The sequence below is a fragment of the Neobacillus vireti genome, assembly GCF_001026695.1.
GTDB lineage: Bacteria > Bacillota > Bacilli > Bacillales > Cytobacillaceae > Neobacillus > Neobacillus vireti.
This window is the reverse complement of the sequence record NZ_LDNB01000002.1, coordinates 149,769-164,670: the sequence shown is the minus strand read 5'-3', so window position 1 is coordinate 164,670 and position 14,902 is coordinate 149,769. Positions and strand designations below refer to the sequence as shown.

Below are 14,902 nucleotides of genomic sequence, written 5' to 3'. Positions count from 1 at the left end.
CAAAAAAAGCCCGAAATGATAGGCTTTTCTTTGTTGACTTTCTTTAAATTATAGATATTTCTCTGCTGGAATTTTAAAAGATAGTTTTGTAGAATAATTATGCTCTTCATAAAATTTTCCAATAATATTATACCCGACAGCATAACCGAGTAATTTGGGAATCCTCCCGCCTCCATATAGAAGTTCGTCGTGTGCTCTTTCATTCTTTTTCTTGCCTAAGTGTTTTTTCAAATACTGTTCCCAAAATCTTGAAATCTCTTTTTCTGTATACATATTGCACCAGCTAGCTAAATATTCCTGGCCGCAGTTTTTTAATACGGCATATTCTGCCAGCCCCTCAATGACAATAGAATCGAGCAATGTGTAGTCTTGCATTTTTTTATTGAGCATCCGGAGCCTGCAAACATGGTGGTATTCATGCACCAAAAGGGCTTCGATTTCTTTCGGATCTTCATACTGCGAAAGAAAAAGGAACATTTTATCCGGGAATGATACTCCAGCTTTGCTTTTTTCTTCTCTTATAAAAAAACCGCGATTCTGCGCCAAAGGAAACAGGAATACAGGAATGTCTGGGCCATTCCATTTAGTTTTATACTTTTGAAAAAGCTTTCCCACCTTATCCCATGCTTTTTGTTCAACCATCCAATTTAAATTGCTTAAAGCGGGCCGTGATGGCCGGTACATCCCAAAACTCACTAATTGATCATATATTCCATTCGCTGTTTGGTCTTTAAAATATGGCTGCAGCCTTTTGCATAGTTTCACTGGGCGGTCAAATTCCTTCTGCAGCCATTGATCCGTTTGAATAATGCCCATTGCTTCACCCCATTCACCGCAAGTTCTCCCTCTTGAACATTTTATGAATGTTATTTAAAGAGGTTCTTTGGTTTGCAGGAATGAGAAATATAAAAAGCTCGGCCAGAAATTTGTCTGGCCGAGCCTAATTTTTACTAATATCAGAATTGCTATCATTGAACTATGAGAATTGTCCAGCGCAAGCGCCGCTAAAAGGTCGCTTGCGCTTTTCTTATTCGTATTTTTTAAACACAATCGTTGCGTTATGACCTCCGAAGCCCAGTGAATTGCTCATTGCTGCCTTAATTTCTTTTGGACGTGCTGTATTTACGACATAATCCAAGTCACAATCCGGGTCTGGTGTTTCATAATTAATGGTTGGCGGGAGCATACTATCTCTCATTGCCAGCACAGTAAAGATGGCTTCCACTCCGCCGGCTGCTCCAAGAAGATGACCGGTCATCGATTTCGTAGAGCTCATTGCTACCTTGTAAGCATGTTCGCCAAATACTTCTTTCACTGCCAGCGTTTCGAATTTATCGTTATATTCGGTACTTGTACCGTGGGCATTAATATAGTCAATATCTTCAGGCTTTAATCCGCCATCATTAATCGCCATTTTCATCGCCCGCGCACCGCCTTCTCCACCTGGAGCCGGTGCGGTAATATGGTAGGCATCACCTGTTGCACCATAGCCAACGATTTCCGCATAAATTTTTGCGCCACGAGCTAAGGCATGCTCTAATTCTTCCAAAATAACAATTCCGGCACCTTCACCAATAACAAAGCCATCGCGATTTTTATCAAATGGTCTGCTAGCTGATTGCGGGTCTGGATTGGTAGAAAGAGCTGTATTGGCACAGAACCCGGCCACAGACATCTTGGTAATAGGTGCTTCAGCACCCCCCGATACCATGACATCAGCATCGCCGCGTTGAATTACTTTAAAGGCATCACCAATAGAATTCGTTCCTGTTGCACAGGCTGTAACAGTACAAGAATTGAAGCCTCTTGCCCCAAGAGTAATTGAAACCTGGCCAGTTGCCATATCCGGAATTAACATTGGTACAAAGAATGGGCTGACACGTTTGTACCCTCTTTTTTGAAAAATTTCATATTGTTGTTCAAATGTTTCCATTCCGCCAATTCCAGAACCAATCCAGACACCTACACGATGAGAGTTTTCTTCATTGATCGTTAAATCGGCATCTTTAACTGCCATTATTGCGGATGCTACAGCAAACTGAGTAAATCGGTCCATTTTTCTGGCATCTTTTCTATCTATAAACGTTTCCGGATTAAAGTCTGTTACTTCTGCTGCAACCTTTGCCGGATACTCATCTGCATTGACCCTTGTCAGCGGCCCTACACCTGATTTTCCTTCAAGAATACCTTTCCAAGTTGTATCTGCATCGAGTCCCAGCGGAGTTACCGCACCGATACCCGTCACAACCACTCTACGCTTTTCCATTTTTCCATCTCCTTTTCTCTATAACTTTCCCTATATAAATAATATCAAAAATTATTTTCCCCATCTTACCGCAATAGCACCCCAGGTAAGACCGCCGCCAAAGCCAACCATGACGATAACGTCATCATCTTTTATTTTTCCAGCTTCTATTTCTTCGACAATCGAAATTGGTATGGACGCCGAAGAGGTATTGCCATATTTCTGCACTGTTTTCGACATTTTCTCGGCAGGCAGCTCTAATCTTTGCCTAGATGCTTCCATGATTCGTATATTGGCTTGGTGCGGGATGAGGAAATCAACATCCTCTTTTGTTAAACCAGCCTTTTCTAACACATGGACACAGCTTTCGCCCATTTGACGGACAGCAAACTTGAATACTTCCCGCCCATTCATAATGATATACTCGTCTTGGTAAAGGTGTTTAGCTCCTGTTCCATCTGCACCAAGCTCAAAGGATAAAATCCCCCTATTTCCTGAAACAGGTCCGATAATAGCAGCTCCAGCTCCGTCGCCAAATAAAACGGCTGTATTTCGGTCATTCCAATCCGTGATTTTGGATAGCTTTTCAACACCAACTACAAGTACATTTTTATAAACTTCGGACTCGATAAACTGTTTGGCTGTCACAATTCCATACATAAACCCTGCACAAGCCGCACTGACATCCATTGCCGCTGCTTTCACGGCCCCTAACCTTTCTTGAATTCTACAGGCTACAGAAGGAAAAGGGGTATCTGGAGTAACCGTAGCAACCAAAATCAAATCAATCTCTTCTGCGGTAATTCCTGCATCTTCAATAGCCTTTTGAGCTGCTGCAAATGCCATATCCGATGTATCAACATCTTCCGCTGCAATTCGTCTTTCCTCAATTCCTGTTCTAGTACGAATCCACTCATCTGAGGTATCCATCATTTTTTCTAAATCATGATTGGTGACAATTTTTTCAGGTAAATACCTGCCAATTCCAACAATGCCAGCTCTCACAAGTTCCAGCTCCTTTTTATTTGGCTCTACTAGATTTATATCAATTATTAAGACTTGGTACTAATTTTATCAAATGAACCTCAAGTTAGGCAACTGTTTCTTCCTTTTTATACTCCGCTAACGTACATTCCTTTTATTCGTTTTATCATATTATAATTAAAAGACATATGCGGAAAGGGGAAGCTATGATAATGGATGAGCAGGAAGGGGAAAGTCTGGAAAGAGATGATGAACTAGAAATTGATGACCTGAAAGAACATAAATCAGAAGATAAAATGGAACTAGATCCGTTCACCGCTTTAATGTTTGGCCGCAGGAGAGGACATTCTCATCATGTAGAGAATCAAGAGCAAGTTTACAACCAATCCAATCTAGATTATGAGGAACTCATGATGCACATCGATACCTTTTGGGAATCTATCCAAGGTTTAAAGCCATTATTTCAACAGGTGTATCCATTTATCCAACAAATTTGGAAAAAGAAATAAGCTGCACACAAAGGCGGCAGCTTATTTCTTTTCCTCCAACCTAGGTTTTGGAGATTATTTAAAGTGGTTACGATTAGCAAAATCCAGGTGACTTTACAAATCGGTTGGGAATAGTCGGTTTACATGTTCTATTTGTTTGGTGATTGAATCTTCAATGGAAGTTACGTTTACGGAAACTGTGACAATTTCATTATCCACATTCAATGGTTCACAAGTGTTGGATTTTACCAAAGCTTCTTCTATGTGAAGAAAAGCGGCACAACTGGTCCAATAACTCTTCTTTCCGCTTATTAGCAGATAACTTTTGCGAAGGCCCCCGTATTTTCTTGTTTCCAGGATTTCAAAAATGGATGCTGCAGCATCCTCCACAAAAAGAACATCATTAGTCCATTCCCTGTTTGCCATCCTGAGTTCCTGCTTTTGGAATTTTGAAATAATCGCCTGCTGAAACAAAAATGCCTTTGGCTGCCAGGGTCCATAGATGGCTGGCAAATAAAATATTTGGCTATTCTTCACCCGGCTCCCCGCTTTATTTAAGAAATCAGTTAATTCTATCTCCCTGTTCGTGCCAAGCATTTGAATTGGCAATAGAAGGATTAATTCAATATGGTTTTGATTACGTTCCAAAAAGTGAAATATCGATTCTATTACCTTTTCTTTTCGTAAAATTGCTTCCTTGTTGAGGACATATAAATCGTATACTGAAAGAATAAAAGCAGTTTTTACATCGGCTTCCTCACGGTAATTTTCCAGCTCTGCTAATGTTTGTTCATTAAAGTTTGCATTCCGGCCGATCTCAAGTCTCTTGTCCTCAAGAAAAAAATTATTTTCTATTTCATTTATATGAATGCCTACAACCTCTACACCCTTATCAAGCAGTGTTTTGCAAGCATGAAAACTGACAAATTCGTAAACACCAAATATAACAGCCTTGTCCATTGAATCTTCCTCCCCAAATCTAGCCCTTATAGAATCCTATGCGGTTCATGAAGGAAATATTTCTAATTGTATTGGTTTTGGGGAGGTAGGTGCCTTACAGAACTGTTTCATGGCTTTTAAAAAACTTAATAAAAATTTTGCCGAGCTGTGGTTTTTTTTCAGGAAGAATAAAGGTAGGATGGATTTCTGGAGTACGAATTATTTGTTGATATAGTTTTGATTGTGCATACGATTTTCCGCCAGATAGGACATGAATAATCTTAACTGGAAAGTCAAACTCAAGACTAACGGTATCCTCCATGCTGGATATTTTGCCTTCTAGCGCTTTTTGGTCCATTTTATATGCTGCTGTAAGTTCCATCATCAATTTTTTATAAAAAAATTTATGCTCCTTTTCTTGTTCAATATGATGTTTTAAGGAAAGAATCGGATTAAGAAGGATCACCGACCTAATACACCCCTCCATCTTTTCCATTAATTGTACGGCAACTAGAGCCCCCATTCCTTCAGCCAATATATGAATTTGATTATTAAGGATTTCACTTCTAATGACATACTGGTATAACCTTTGCGCAAGCTCGACAGCACTTTCGCTGCCCCAGTTTCGCCCATAAAGATTTGAGGAAAAAATGGTGTACCCTTTTTCTTTTAGTTGGTCGATAAAGGCCAGTTTGCCTTCATTTTGTGTCCAAAAGCATTTACTCTCATCGACAAAATGCCTTTCATCTCCAATGATTAAAACCCCAAATCCTGCGGGCTTTTCTGGGTAATGAATAATATTCCATTGGGTATTCATCTGAAAATTGCGATTTTCCATAGATAAATCTCCTTTTACATAGTTCCTCAAAATATTGTATGTCATTTCACAAAAGATGAATGGGAGTTTGCCTATTACCTGTGTATATTTGAAATGGTCCCGGTGGTTTTTTAGAATTGTTGATAAACCGTTTATTATTTCGAAAACATATGATAATATGAGTGAAGATGTAAAATAGGTTAGAGGTGAAAAATAGTGCGATTCTTTTGGACATTTTTCTGGACTTTTCTTTTAGTACAAATGCTTTCCTATGTGGTAAGTTCAATGACCCCAGGTGCGAAATTTGATTTTCTCCCTGGTGCTTATGTATCTGTTGCGGTAACCATTTTGATATTCATTGCTACCGCTGTCATTCCTAAAGAGCCAGTTGAAAATCATTGAAGAAAAAGGTCTTCCATAAGTTATGGATGACCTTTTTTCTTATATTGATCTTGCTTTAATACACCGTTAATGCCACTTCTCCATCTTCGATAGTGATTTCAACTTTTGACTGGTCAGTTACTCTCCCGGCAATGATTTCTCGAGCCAGTTTGGTTTCAATATTTCTTTGAATATACCGTTTCAAAGGTCTTGCACCATAGATTGGGTTAAAGCCATTTACAGCAATAAATTCTTTTGCATCCTCACGTATGGAAATATCAATTCGCTGAATCTTCAACCTTTCTTCAAGCTCCTTCATCATCTTTACAACAATATTTTTAATTTCGCTTAAAGACAGTGGCTTAAATAGGATGGTCTCATCAATTCGATTTAAGAATTCGGGACGGAAATGGACCCTAAGCTGACTCATCACCTTATCTCTTGTCGCTTCAGAGATTTCAATCTCATTTTCTCCTCGTTCTAATAAAAAATCCGATCCGATATTGGATGTCATAATAATAACAGTATTCTTAAAGTCGACAACCCTGCCTTGTGAATCCGTTATTCGCCCATCATCAAGTGCTTGCAGGAGAATATTAAACACTTCCGGATGAGCCTTTTCAATTTCATCCATTAATATAACCGAGTAAGGTCTCCTTCTTACCGCTTCAGTCAGTTGTCCGCCTTCTTCATAGCCGACATAGCCAGGCGGTGCACCAATTAATCGTGAAACAGCATGCTTCTCCATATATTCGGACATATCAATACGTATAATCTGTTCTTCACTGTCAAATAGTGATTCTGCCAATGCTTTCGCTAACTCCGTTTTTCCAACGCCTGTTGGTCCTAGAAATAAAAATGAACCAATCGGCCGGTTAGGATCCTTAATTCCCGCCCGTGCACGGAGAACGGCATCAGTTACCAAGCGGACGGCTTCGTTTTGACCGATTACTCGCTCATGTAGAATGGAATCTAATTTTAACAACTTTTCTCTTTCCCCTTCGACAAGCTTAGAGAGAGGAATTCCTGTCCATCTCGATACAATATTTGAGATTTCTTCCCCGGTAACCTCTTCGCGAAGTAACCGTTCCCCCATTTTTTCCTCTGCTTCCAATTCCTTAAGTTCCTTTTCCGCTAATGGAATTTGCCCATGGCGAAGTTCCGCTGCCCGGTTTAAATCATATTTGTCCTCGGCCTGAATCAGCTCTCTGCGGAGTTTTTCAAGTTTCTCCCGTTTCTCTTGAAGTTTCTGAATGCTTTGTTTCTCTTTCAGCCATTTTGTCTTCATTAAATCCAGCTGCTCTTTTAAATCTGCTAGTTCCTTTAACAGAACCTCAAGCCTCAGTTTACTTCCTTCATCGCTTTCTTTTCTTAACGCAGCTTCTTCAATTTCAAGCTGCATCACCCTACGTGTCACTTCATCCAATTCAGTCGGCATGGAATCAATTTCTGTACGAATCAGAGCACAGGCTTCGTCAACCAAGTCAATAGCTTTATCTGGTAAAAATCGGTCAGTAATATAACGGTCTGAAAGTGTTGCTGCGGCAACCAGGGCATGATCATGAATTTTTACCCCATGGTATACCTCATACCGTTCCTTTAGGCCGCGCAAAATGTAAATGGTGTCTTCAACATTCGGTTCTTGGACAAGTACCTGCTGAAACCTCCGCTCAAGTGCCGGGTCTTTTTCAATATATTTTCGATGCTCATCAAGTGTTGTTGCCCCGATACAATGAAGCTCCCCGCGGGCAAGCATTGGTTTTAACATATTGCCAGCATCCATGGCTCCTTCGGTCTTACCAGCCCCAACGATCGTATGAATTTCATCGATGAACAGCAATATTTGCCCATCACTTTTTTTGATTTCATTTAGGACTGCTTTCAGTCTTTCTTCAAACTCGCCCCTGAATTTCGCCCCGGCAATAAGCGCGCTCATATCTAGTGAAAAAATCGTTTTATCCTTCAAACCTTCAGGAACATCCTTTCTGACAATCCGCTCAGCAAGACCTTCTACAATCGCTGTTTTCCCTACTCCAGGTTCACCAATAAGTACGGGGTTGTTTTTTGTCTTCCGCGATAAAATCCGAATAACATTGCGGATTTCTGTGTCCCTTCCAATGACCGGGTCCATTTTTCCGGCCTTTACCTCGGCAACAAGGTCCCTGCCGTATTTTTTTAGAGCATCATATCCAGCTTCCGGATTTTGTGATGTCACTCGTTGATTCCCCCTTATTTCCTTTATCGCTTTTAATATTTCCTCCGCTGTTTTCCCAAAGGCCTTTACAATCTCCCTCATCTCAGTATCGTTTGCATACGAAGCAGCTAAGAGGATATGCTCAACAGAGATAAACTCATCGGAAAACTTGGACGCAAATTCCTCAGCACTTACCAGCAATTTTTGCAGCTTCGCCGTGATATAAAGTTTCCCTTGCTGGGCTCCGCCTCCTGTAACTTGAGGGTATTTAGCCAATGAATCCAGAAGGCTGTTTTTAATTTTTTCGGCAGGCAATCCGGCCCTTTCAAGAATAGCTGCAATAAGGCTGTCCTCCTGCTCCATTAACGCCAAAAGTAAGTGAGGTTCGTCAATCTCCTGATGACTATTTTTCACTGCTAATGACTGTGCGTCCATTAATCCTTTCTGCAATCGTTCAGTCATTCGATTTAAGTCCATTGTCTCCACTCCTCATTTGACCATTTTTGACCTATTATATTAATTATAAAACAATCCAATTATGAAGTAAAATTTTGTAACAGAAAAAGCCACCCGCTTGGATGACTTTATCGATTCATATATTTTAAGGCTTTCTTTGGTACGTCCAAACCCGATTATGATTCGAAGTCTCAGGAAATGCATCTCCCGCTTTAAGCTTTATCTGTTTGGGGTGGAGTACATTGCTTCCCGTTTCACCTTCTTCAATATAAATTCCGTTATTTGGTGCTTTTTTTCCGGATTTAAACTGGCGGTTTTGGCCCATTGTTTTCCCTCCTTTTCATCTACTCTTTATTATTTCCTTTTTGAGTGTTGTCATTATAGGAATTTCTTTCAAATTTCAACAAACATCGACGTTATTTCCTGAGAAATATTTATATGTCGTTTAACTTTTGACGATTATATGAACTTATTCCACATTTATTGCTAAATATTCCTGGTTAACAATATAATTATAGTAATATCTTGTAAAATCCAATCATGACTGTCATTTTTTTTAAAATCAAATTTGCGATTTATTTCGCACCTTTAAAGGTGGTTATGAGCATGCAGTCAGTTAAAGAATTACCCGTAATATTTTCCCATCTATTTGATACGGTGCACCATGTAAGAAAAATAAAAAAAGGCACGTTTCTTTTTCAGGAAGGTTCTATTGCCGATGAATTGTATATAGTCCAAAGCGGGATACTTCAAATCAGTAAAATTATTCCTGACGGAAGAGAGCTTACATTAAGAATGTGCTCTAGCGGTGATTTTGTCGGTGAATTAAATTTATTTTCCCCTGCTTCCAGGTATTTATTAAGCGCTCGGGTCGTTGAAAGTGGTGAAGTTGCCGTCATTATGAAGGACGTTCTGGAAGAAAAACTTTCGCAAGACCTTCAGCTTTCCTTTGAATTCATAAAATGGATGAGTTTGCAATACCGTAAAACACAAACCAAATTTCGTGACTTAGTTCTTCACGGCAAAAAAGGCGCTTTGTATTCCACACTGATTAGAATCAGCAATAGCTATGGTATTAAAACAAATAAAGGGATATTGATTGGTTTACCGTTAACCAATCAAGAATTGGCTAATTTCTGCGGCACCTCCCGTGAAGTGGTAAACCGGTTACTGAGCGACCTTAGAAAAACTGGCACGATCTCGATAGATAAGGGCACAATTACAATTCATGATTTAGGGTATTTAAAAAGGGAAATCGATTGCGAAGATTGTCCAACCGAAATATGTAAGGTTGATTAGCAATTTCCACGAAAAAAAAGCCGGGATCGGCTTTTTTTATTTTTGTAAAATTATTTGGATAGCAATGATGAAGAAGAACAAACATGAGTTTAGGATTTCGTAAATACCAATTTGCTTTGGAGATAACTTCTTTCCGTAAAAAAAGATAGCTCTGAGCAAGCTGGGAATATAGGCGAGTGCTACAATCCAAAAACCACCCATGATCCAGACTAGAACGAGCAGGAAATGATATGCCCATGAAATCCATTTGAACTTCGTATTCTTCTTTTCCCTGATCATTGATTTTACGTAAAAGGTACAGCCAATAAAAAATAGCACAGATGTAATGAAGGCGAAAATAATCGCCGTGACGGTCACATTTCCTTCCAACAAATAACTGCTAGCCAAGCTAGCAATTGAAAAAGCGAAGATAGCGCTAATATCATTCATAAAGGCTCGGTCTTGATTCTTTGAAGTATAGTAAGCATTTATCATAAAAAAAGGGAGCATTAAAAGTCCAAAATAAACAATACTTGGTCTTACAACTAATGGAATGGCTAAAAGCAATAATGCCGGTACCATATAAATAAGTGTCCACTTTGTATAAAACGAGATTTTTTTCTTTTTAAATAAGAGGAGCATCGGATAGGTTGCTAAGTACAATAAGAGCCAGCCGATAAAAAACGGGATATGCTGCCATAAAAAGCCCCCATTGATGACCCCAAGCCAAAAAGGGATGATCAGCATTGCCCACGCACCATGTTGTTTTGGTAAAAATAACTTCATCTTAGTCACTCCTTATTCCTAACTGCCTCTAATATAAAGCAGCGAAGCAGAAAAAAAAGTGAAACATATCACATAATGACACCTTCAATTGTGAAGAAATTTCATCACTTTCTAGTAGACATCTAGAAAATGCTCATAAACCCGTTTTTTTTGGAAAGAATAACCTTGATTATTGAAAAGGGGATCCAAGTGATGAATTTTTTTAAGCATAAAAAAAATAGTGGAGACCGTTTTCCATGCCAGCAAATAACGGAAACACTATCTATATTACCCAACATACCAATCAATCAGGATATGAATCAAAATATCGAAATACTAAAATCTGCTTATACCGATTGCTCCGATGTCGTATTTCGTGAATTTACCATCGGTGCTCGGACAAAGGCTGCTCTCATTTATATCGATGGGCTTTCAAATACTCAGGAAATTGATCAACAGGTTCTCATGCCGCTCGTACAGTTGGAAAGCTTTGATCCAGGAATATCGATTGAAAATGTAAGTAAGAAATTAGCTGTTTCTGATGTAAGCGTAATCAAAACCATTACTGATGTTATTAAACAAATTTCAATTGGAAACCCCGTGATTCTTATTAACAATAAAATAAAAGGAATTTCTATAGGTTTACCAAAGTGGGAGAAACGGGGAATCGAGGATCCGGTTGCCGAATCCGTTATTCGCGGTCCGAGGGAAGGTTTTGTTGAAACAATAAGAGTAAACACTTCCCTTTTACGAAGAAAAATTCGCCATCCCGCCTTAAAAATGAAACAAATGACAATCGGTAAGTTCACAGAAACGCAAGTAATCATTGCTTATATTGAAGGGATCGCAAGCAATACATTAATCAAAGAAGTAACAAATCGGTTAGAACGAATTGAAATCGATGGTATTTTAGAAAGCGGGTATATCGAGGAAATGATTGAGGATGATCCTTTTTCTCCTTTCCCGCAAGTATTATCAACCGAACGGCCGGATGTTGCTGCCTCCAGCCTTTTAGAAGGACGGGTTGTCATATTGATTGATGGGACTCCCTTCACCCTTATTGCTCCATGTACGTTCGCAAGTTTGTTACAAGCACCAGAAGATTACTACAACCGATTTTTAATCAGTACATTCATCCGTTGGCTGCGTTATTTATTCTTTTTTATTGCATTGCTTGCTCCATCAGCTTATGTTGCTATTCTTACGTACCACCAAGAAATGGTCCCTGCATCTCTCCTCTTAACCATTGCCCAAAGCCGTGAGCAAATCCCATTCCCGGCATTGATTGAAGCATTCATTATGGAAATCACATTTGAGGCATTGCGCGAAGCGGGTATAAGACTGCCGAAACAAGTAGGTGCTGCAGTAAGTATCGTTGGCGCACTTGTCATTGGACAAGCAGCAACCACGGCTGGTCTTGTTTCATCAGCGATGGTAATGGTGGTGGCGATTACGGGGGTAGCCTCGTTTTTACTACCAAGATATGCTGCAGGAATTGCGATTCGGATGCTACGCTTTCCAATCATGATATTATCCGGAATATTAGGTTTATTAGGGGTTATGCTTGGGGTTATCGCTATTGTCGTCCATCTTTGCACCATACGTTCTTTCGGTGTTCCGTATTTAAATTCAATTGCCCCACTTAAGATTCACAATTTAAGGGATGTACTCATTCGCGCCCCTTGGTGGGCAATGAACACACGTCCCGATTCCTTGTCTACTGAATTAGGAAACCTGCAGCGGCAGCCTCATGGTCAGAAACCCGGTCCAAGTAAAGGTGGTGATTAATGATGGACTCTTCCAGACGGAGGAAGAATAACTATATTTCCCTAGTCCTTCTTCTTTGCCTCATAATCCTTTTGCTTGCTGGATGCTGGGATCGTACAGAGGTAAATGACTTAGCAATCATTTTGGCAACTGGTGTTGATGTAAGCAAAAAGGAGGCGATTGAACTGTCCGTCCAAGTATTTATACCAAAACCGGCAGAAGGCGGACAACAAGAAGGGGTGTCAAGCGGAACTAATAGTAGTCAAACCTTAGTCAGATCAGCCGAAGGAGTAACAATTGCTGATGCGATGTCTAGGCTCCAAGAGAAACTTACAAGGCGGATTTTCTGGGGACAAAACGAGGTGCTAGTTATCGGTGAGAAATTAGCAAAAAGAGGAATTGAGGATCAAATTGATTTTTGGATGCGGCATTCGGAGCCTCGCGAACGTGCTGATGTTTTTGTTTCTATGGACTCAGCAAAGGAGGTTTTGGAGTCGATGCCTGAGTTGGAGCGGGACTCTGCTAAACAGCTTCGCAAATTGGTCGACTCACAGATTGGTGTAAAAGTAACGGTAAAAGATTTGTCGGAAATGTTATCAGGGGAAGCTGGTGCAGCCGTTATTCCTTGGGTTGCAAAATTGTCACCGTCCAATTTGGGAGTTAACAAAGGGAAGAACATTCCATTCATTCAAGGGGCAGCCGTATTGAGAGGAGATAAGATGGTCGGGTGGTTGAGCGATAAAGAAACTCGAGGGATTCTTTGGCCGAGAAATGAAATGAAATCAGGTATTATTACCATTCGTACAAATGGCGAAACGGGTTATGTATCTCTAAATTTGCTAAGAAGCAATAATCAGCTGATGCCTAAGATTATGAATGGAAAATGGAGCATTAGAGTGAAGACAGATGCGGATCTAGAAGTTATCCAAAATACATCAAATCTAAGTTTATTACATTCAAAATCGTTAAAAGAAGTAGAACGGAAAGTTGTTCAAGAAATTGAAGATAGAGAGAAATTAGCTTTATCGAAAACGCAAGAAAAATTAAATGCTGACATTTTCGGGTTTGCAGAAGCGTTTCAACGGAAATACCCAAGAATATGGAGAAGGAAGAGCAGCGAATGGAAGGAGATATTCCCAAAAGTAGATATTACATTCGAAACGAAAGTAAATATTATTAGAACAGGATTAGAGAATGAGGAAGCAAGAAAAGGTGGTGAAGAAAAATGAAGGTGGGAGGTATATTTGGGATAACTGCTCTAATAGTGCTTATCTACTTATGGGAATGGCCAAAACTTAAGAAAAATGGACGGAAAATAATAGTAGTGTTTTTTACCTTAATCACGATTGGATGGGTGCTAGCTATTTTACTCGTTTTATTCCCAAACATGCCTGGACCAAGCCAATTAATTGACTTTATCTTCAAACCAATCGGCAGATATTGGGAAATTAGTTAGTCTCTTATAAAGGAATGAAGCAAAATGATCGAAAAAGGAAAAATTTCCCCTTTCCAAATGGCTCTAATTATATACGCGGTCGTTGTTGGCACGGCCATTCTTTATATTCCATTTATTACTGCACAACATGCAAAACGTGATTTATGGCTTTCTCCTATTTGGGCTGCTTTAAGCGGTTTTTTGATTGTTTTTATTATTACTAAACTTTATAAACTTTACCCGAAGAAGACCCTTGTCGAATATAGTGAACTCATTCTTGGTCGAACCTTGGGGAAAATCATCGGGTTCATCTTCTTGTTCTTCCTATTATATGATACGGCCATAGCTTTTAGGGAGTATGGGGAATTCGTCGAAAGTGCTTTTTTGCATAAAACTCCATTAGTTGTAGTTACAGGAGGTATTGCACTAACTTGTGCATTTGCTGTCCATGGGGGCATAGAGGTATTAGGAAGATGTGCTATTATTTTCCTGCCTATTGTCTTGGTTCTTTACTTAATAATCTATTTATTCCTAATTCCCGACCTGAACGTAAAAAATATATTTCCAATCATGGAGTATGGCTGGATACCATCTATTAAAGGTTCCCTTGCACCACATGCTTGGTTAAGCCAATTTTCATTATTGTCTTTCCTGCTTCCTTTTTTATCGGACGAAACTAAAGGGATGAAATGGAGTATATTGTCTGTATCTGTGAGCGTCATGACAATGGTCTATATCAATCTCGGGAATATTTTTCTATTTGGCGGAATTATTACCAGTACTCAATTTCCAGTGTTTCAAGCGGCAAGATATATTAGCATTGGATCAATTTTTGAACATGTCGAGTCAATTGTCATAGCTGTTTGGGTTCTTGGTGGTTTTGTACAGCTTTCAGCGTTTTTTTATATGCTCGTCCTTGGCACTTCACAATGGCTGAAACTGCATAGTCATAAGCCGATTATCTTACCATTTGGATTTTTAATTATTCTTTTTTCTGTTTGGTCAGCATCCTCATTTCAAGAAATGATTCGAAGTATGGGGACTACCACACCTTTTTATTTTATTACCATTCAGCTGCTCATTCCTATGCTACTTTTATTTGTCGCTGTCATCAGAGAAAAACTTAGAAAGGCATAATAAAAAAGAAGGCCAA

General features: G+C 39.5%; 15 protein-coding genes. 7 read left to right on the top strand and 8 right to left on the bottom strand.

What is annotated here, in order from left to right:
* Window positions 1-48 precede the first annotated feature (48 nt).
* The 3 genes from AA980_RS01120 to AA980_RS01110 form a co-directional block, all read right to left on the bottom strand.
* Window positions 49-816: a DUF2268 domain-containing protein gene (locus AA980_RS01120; protein ID WP_024028446.1), complete on the bottom strand. Its 768-nt coding sequence runs from the start codon at window positions 814-816 to the stop codon at window positions 49-51.
* A gap of 211 nt (window positions 817-1,027) precedes the next feature.
* Window positions 1,028-2,266, bottom strand: a complete 1,239-nt coding sequence (gene fabF / locus AA980_RS01115; RefSeq protein WP_024028447.1) for a beta-ketoacyl-ACP synthase II — start codon at window positions 2,264-2,266, stop codon at window positions 1,028-1,030.
* Window positions 2,267-2,317: 51 nt separating this feature from the next.
* Window positions 2,318-3,250, bottom strand: a complete 933-nt coding sequence (locus AA980_RS01110; RefSeq protein ID WP_024028448.1) for a beta-ketoacyl-ACP synthase III — start codon at window positions 3,248-3,250, stop codon at window positions 2,318-2,320.
* 191 nt (window positions 3,251-3,441) lie between these two features.
* On the opposite strand from AA980_RS01110, the gene AA980_RS01105 reads away from it, so the two are divergent.
* Window positions 3,442-3,738, top strand: coding sequence for a hypothetical protein (locus AA980_RS01105; RefSeq protein WP_024028449.1), 297 nt, complete (start codon window positions 3,442-3,444; stop codon window positions 3,736-3,738).
* Window positions 3,739-3,831: 93 nt separating this feature from the next.
* Here AA980_RS01105 and AA980_RS01100 read toward each other — a convergent pair whose 3' ends face one another.
* Both AA980_RS01100 and AA980_RS01095 read right to left on the bottom strand, forming a co-directional pair.
* Window positions 3,832-4,677 carry a hypothetical protein gene (locus AA980_RS01100; protein ID WP_024028450.1) on the bottom strand — a complete coding sequence of 282 codons (846 nt, stop codon included), beginning with the start codon at window positions 4,675-4,677 and terminating at the stop codon, window positions 3,832-3,834.
* A 94-nt stretch (window positions 4,678-4,771) separates the two neighbouring features.
* Window positions 4,772-5,494 carry a hydrolase gene (locus AA980_RS01095; protein ID WP_024028451.1) on the bottom strand — a complete coding sequence of 241 codons (723 nt, stop codon included), beginning with the start codon at window positions 5,492-5,494 and terminating at the stop codon, window positions 4,772-4,774.
* Between the two features lie 195 nt (window positions 5,495-5,689).
* Here AA980_RS01095 and AA980_RS01090 point away from each other — a divergent pair, with 195 nt between their 5' ends.
* Window positions 5,690-5,875 (top strand): DUF2929 family protein, encoded by a 186-nt coding sequence (locus tag AA980_RS01090; RefSeq protein WP_024028452.1) that lies wholly within the window; start codon window positions 5,690-5,692, stop codon window positions 5,873-5,875.
* Between the two features lie 55 nt (window positions 5,876-5,930).
* Here the strand turns inward: AA980_RS01090 and clpB are convergent, their stop codons facing one another.
* Both clpB and AA980_RS01080 read right to left on the bottom strand, forming a co-directional pair.
* Window positions 5,931-8,525, bottom strand: coding sequence for an ATP-dependent chaperone ClpB (gene clpB / locus AA980_RS01085; protein ID WP_024028453.1), 2,595 nt, complete (start codon window positions 8,523-8,525; stop codon window positions 5,931-5,933).
* 124 nt (window positions 8,526-8,649) lie between these two features.
* Window positions 8,650-8,829: a YjzC family protein gene (locus AA980_RS01080; protein WP_024028454.1), complete on the bottom strand. Its 180-nt coding sequence runs from the start codon at window positions 8,827-8,829 to the stop codon at window positions 8,650-8,652.
* 281 nt (window positions 8,830-9,110) lie between these two features.
* On the opposite strand from AA980_RS01080, the gene AA980_RS01075 reads away from it, so the two are divergent.
* Window positions 9,111-9,803, top strand: a complete 693-nt coding sequence (locus AA980_RS01075) for a Crp/Fnr family transcriptional regulator (RefSeq protein ID WP_024028455.1) — start codon at window positions 9,111-9,113, stop codon at window positions 9,801-9,803.
* 36 nt (window positions 9,804-9,839) lie between these two features.
* Here AA980_RS01075 and AA980_RS01070 read toward each other — a convergent pair whose 3' ends face one another.
* A complete protein-coding gene (locus AA980_RS01070; RefSeq protein ID WP_024028456.1) occupies window positions 9,840-10,568 on the bottom strand; it encodes a YwiC-like family protein in 729 nt (242 codons plus the stop codon).
* A 192-nt stretch (window positions 10,569-10,760) separates the two neighbouring features.
* Between AA980_RS01070 and AA980_RS01065 the strand changes: the two genes are divergently transcribed.
* From AA980_RS01065 to AA980_RS01050, 4 genes are read left to right on the top strand one after another with little or no spacing between them, the layout of a single operon-like run.
* Complete coding sequence (locus tag AA980_RS01065) at window positions 10,761-12,335, top strand: spore germination protein (protein ID WP_034724016.1); 1,575 nt, start codon at window positions 10,761-10,763, stop codon at window positions 12,333-12,335.
* A complete protein-coding gene (locus AA980_RS01060) occupies window positions 12,335-13,543 on the top strand; it encodes a Ger(x)C family spore germination protein (RefSeq protein WP_024028458.1) in 1,209 nt (402 codons plus the stop codon). Before AA980_RS01065 ends, AA980_RS01060 begins: the two co-directional genes overlap by 1 nt.
* Window positions 13,540-13,770, top strand: coding sequence for a hypothetical protein (locus tag AA980_RS01055; protein WP_024028459.1), 231 nt, complete (start codon window positions 13,540-13,542; stop codon window positions 13,768-13,770). The genes AA980_RS01060 and AA980_RS01055 overlap by 4 nt, the downstream gene beginning before the upstream one ends.
* A gap of 24 nt (window positions 13,771-13,794) precedes the next feature.
* A complete protein-coding gene (locus AA980_RS01050) occupies window positions 13,795-14,886 on the top strand; it encodes a GerAB/ArcD/ProY family transporter (RefSeq protein ID WP_024028460.1) in 1,092 nt (363 codons plus the stop codon).
* Window positions 14,887-14,902 lie beyond the last annotated feature (16 nt).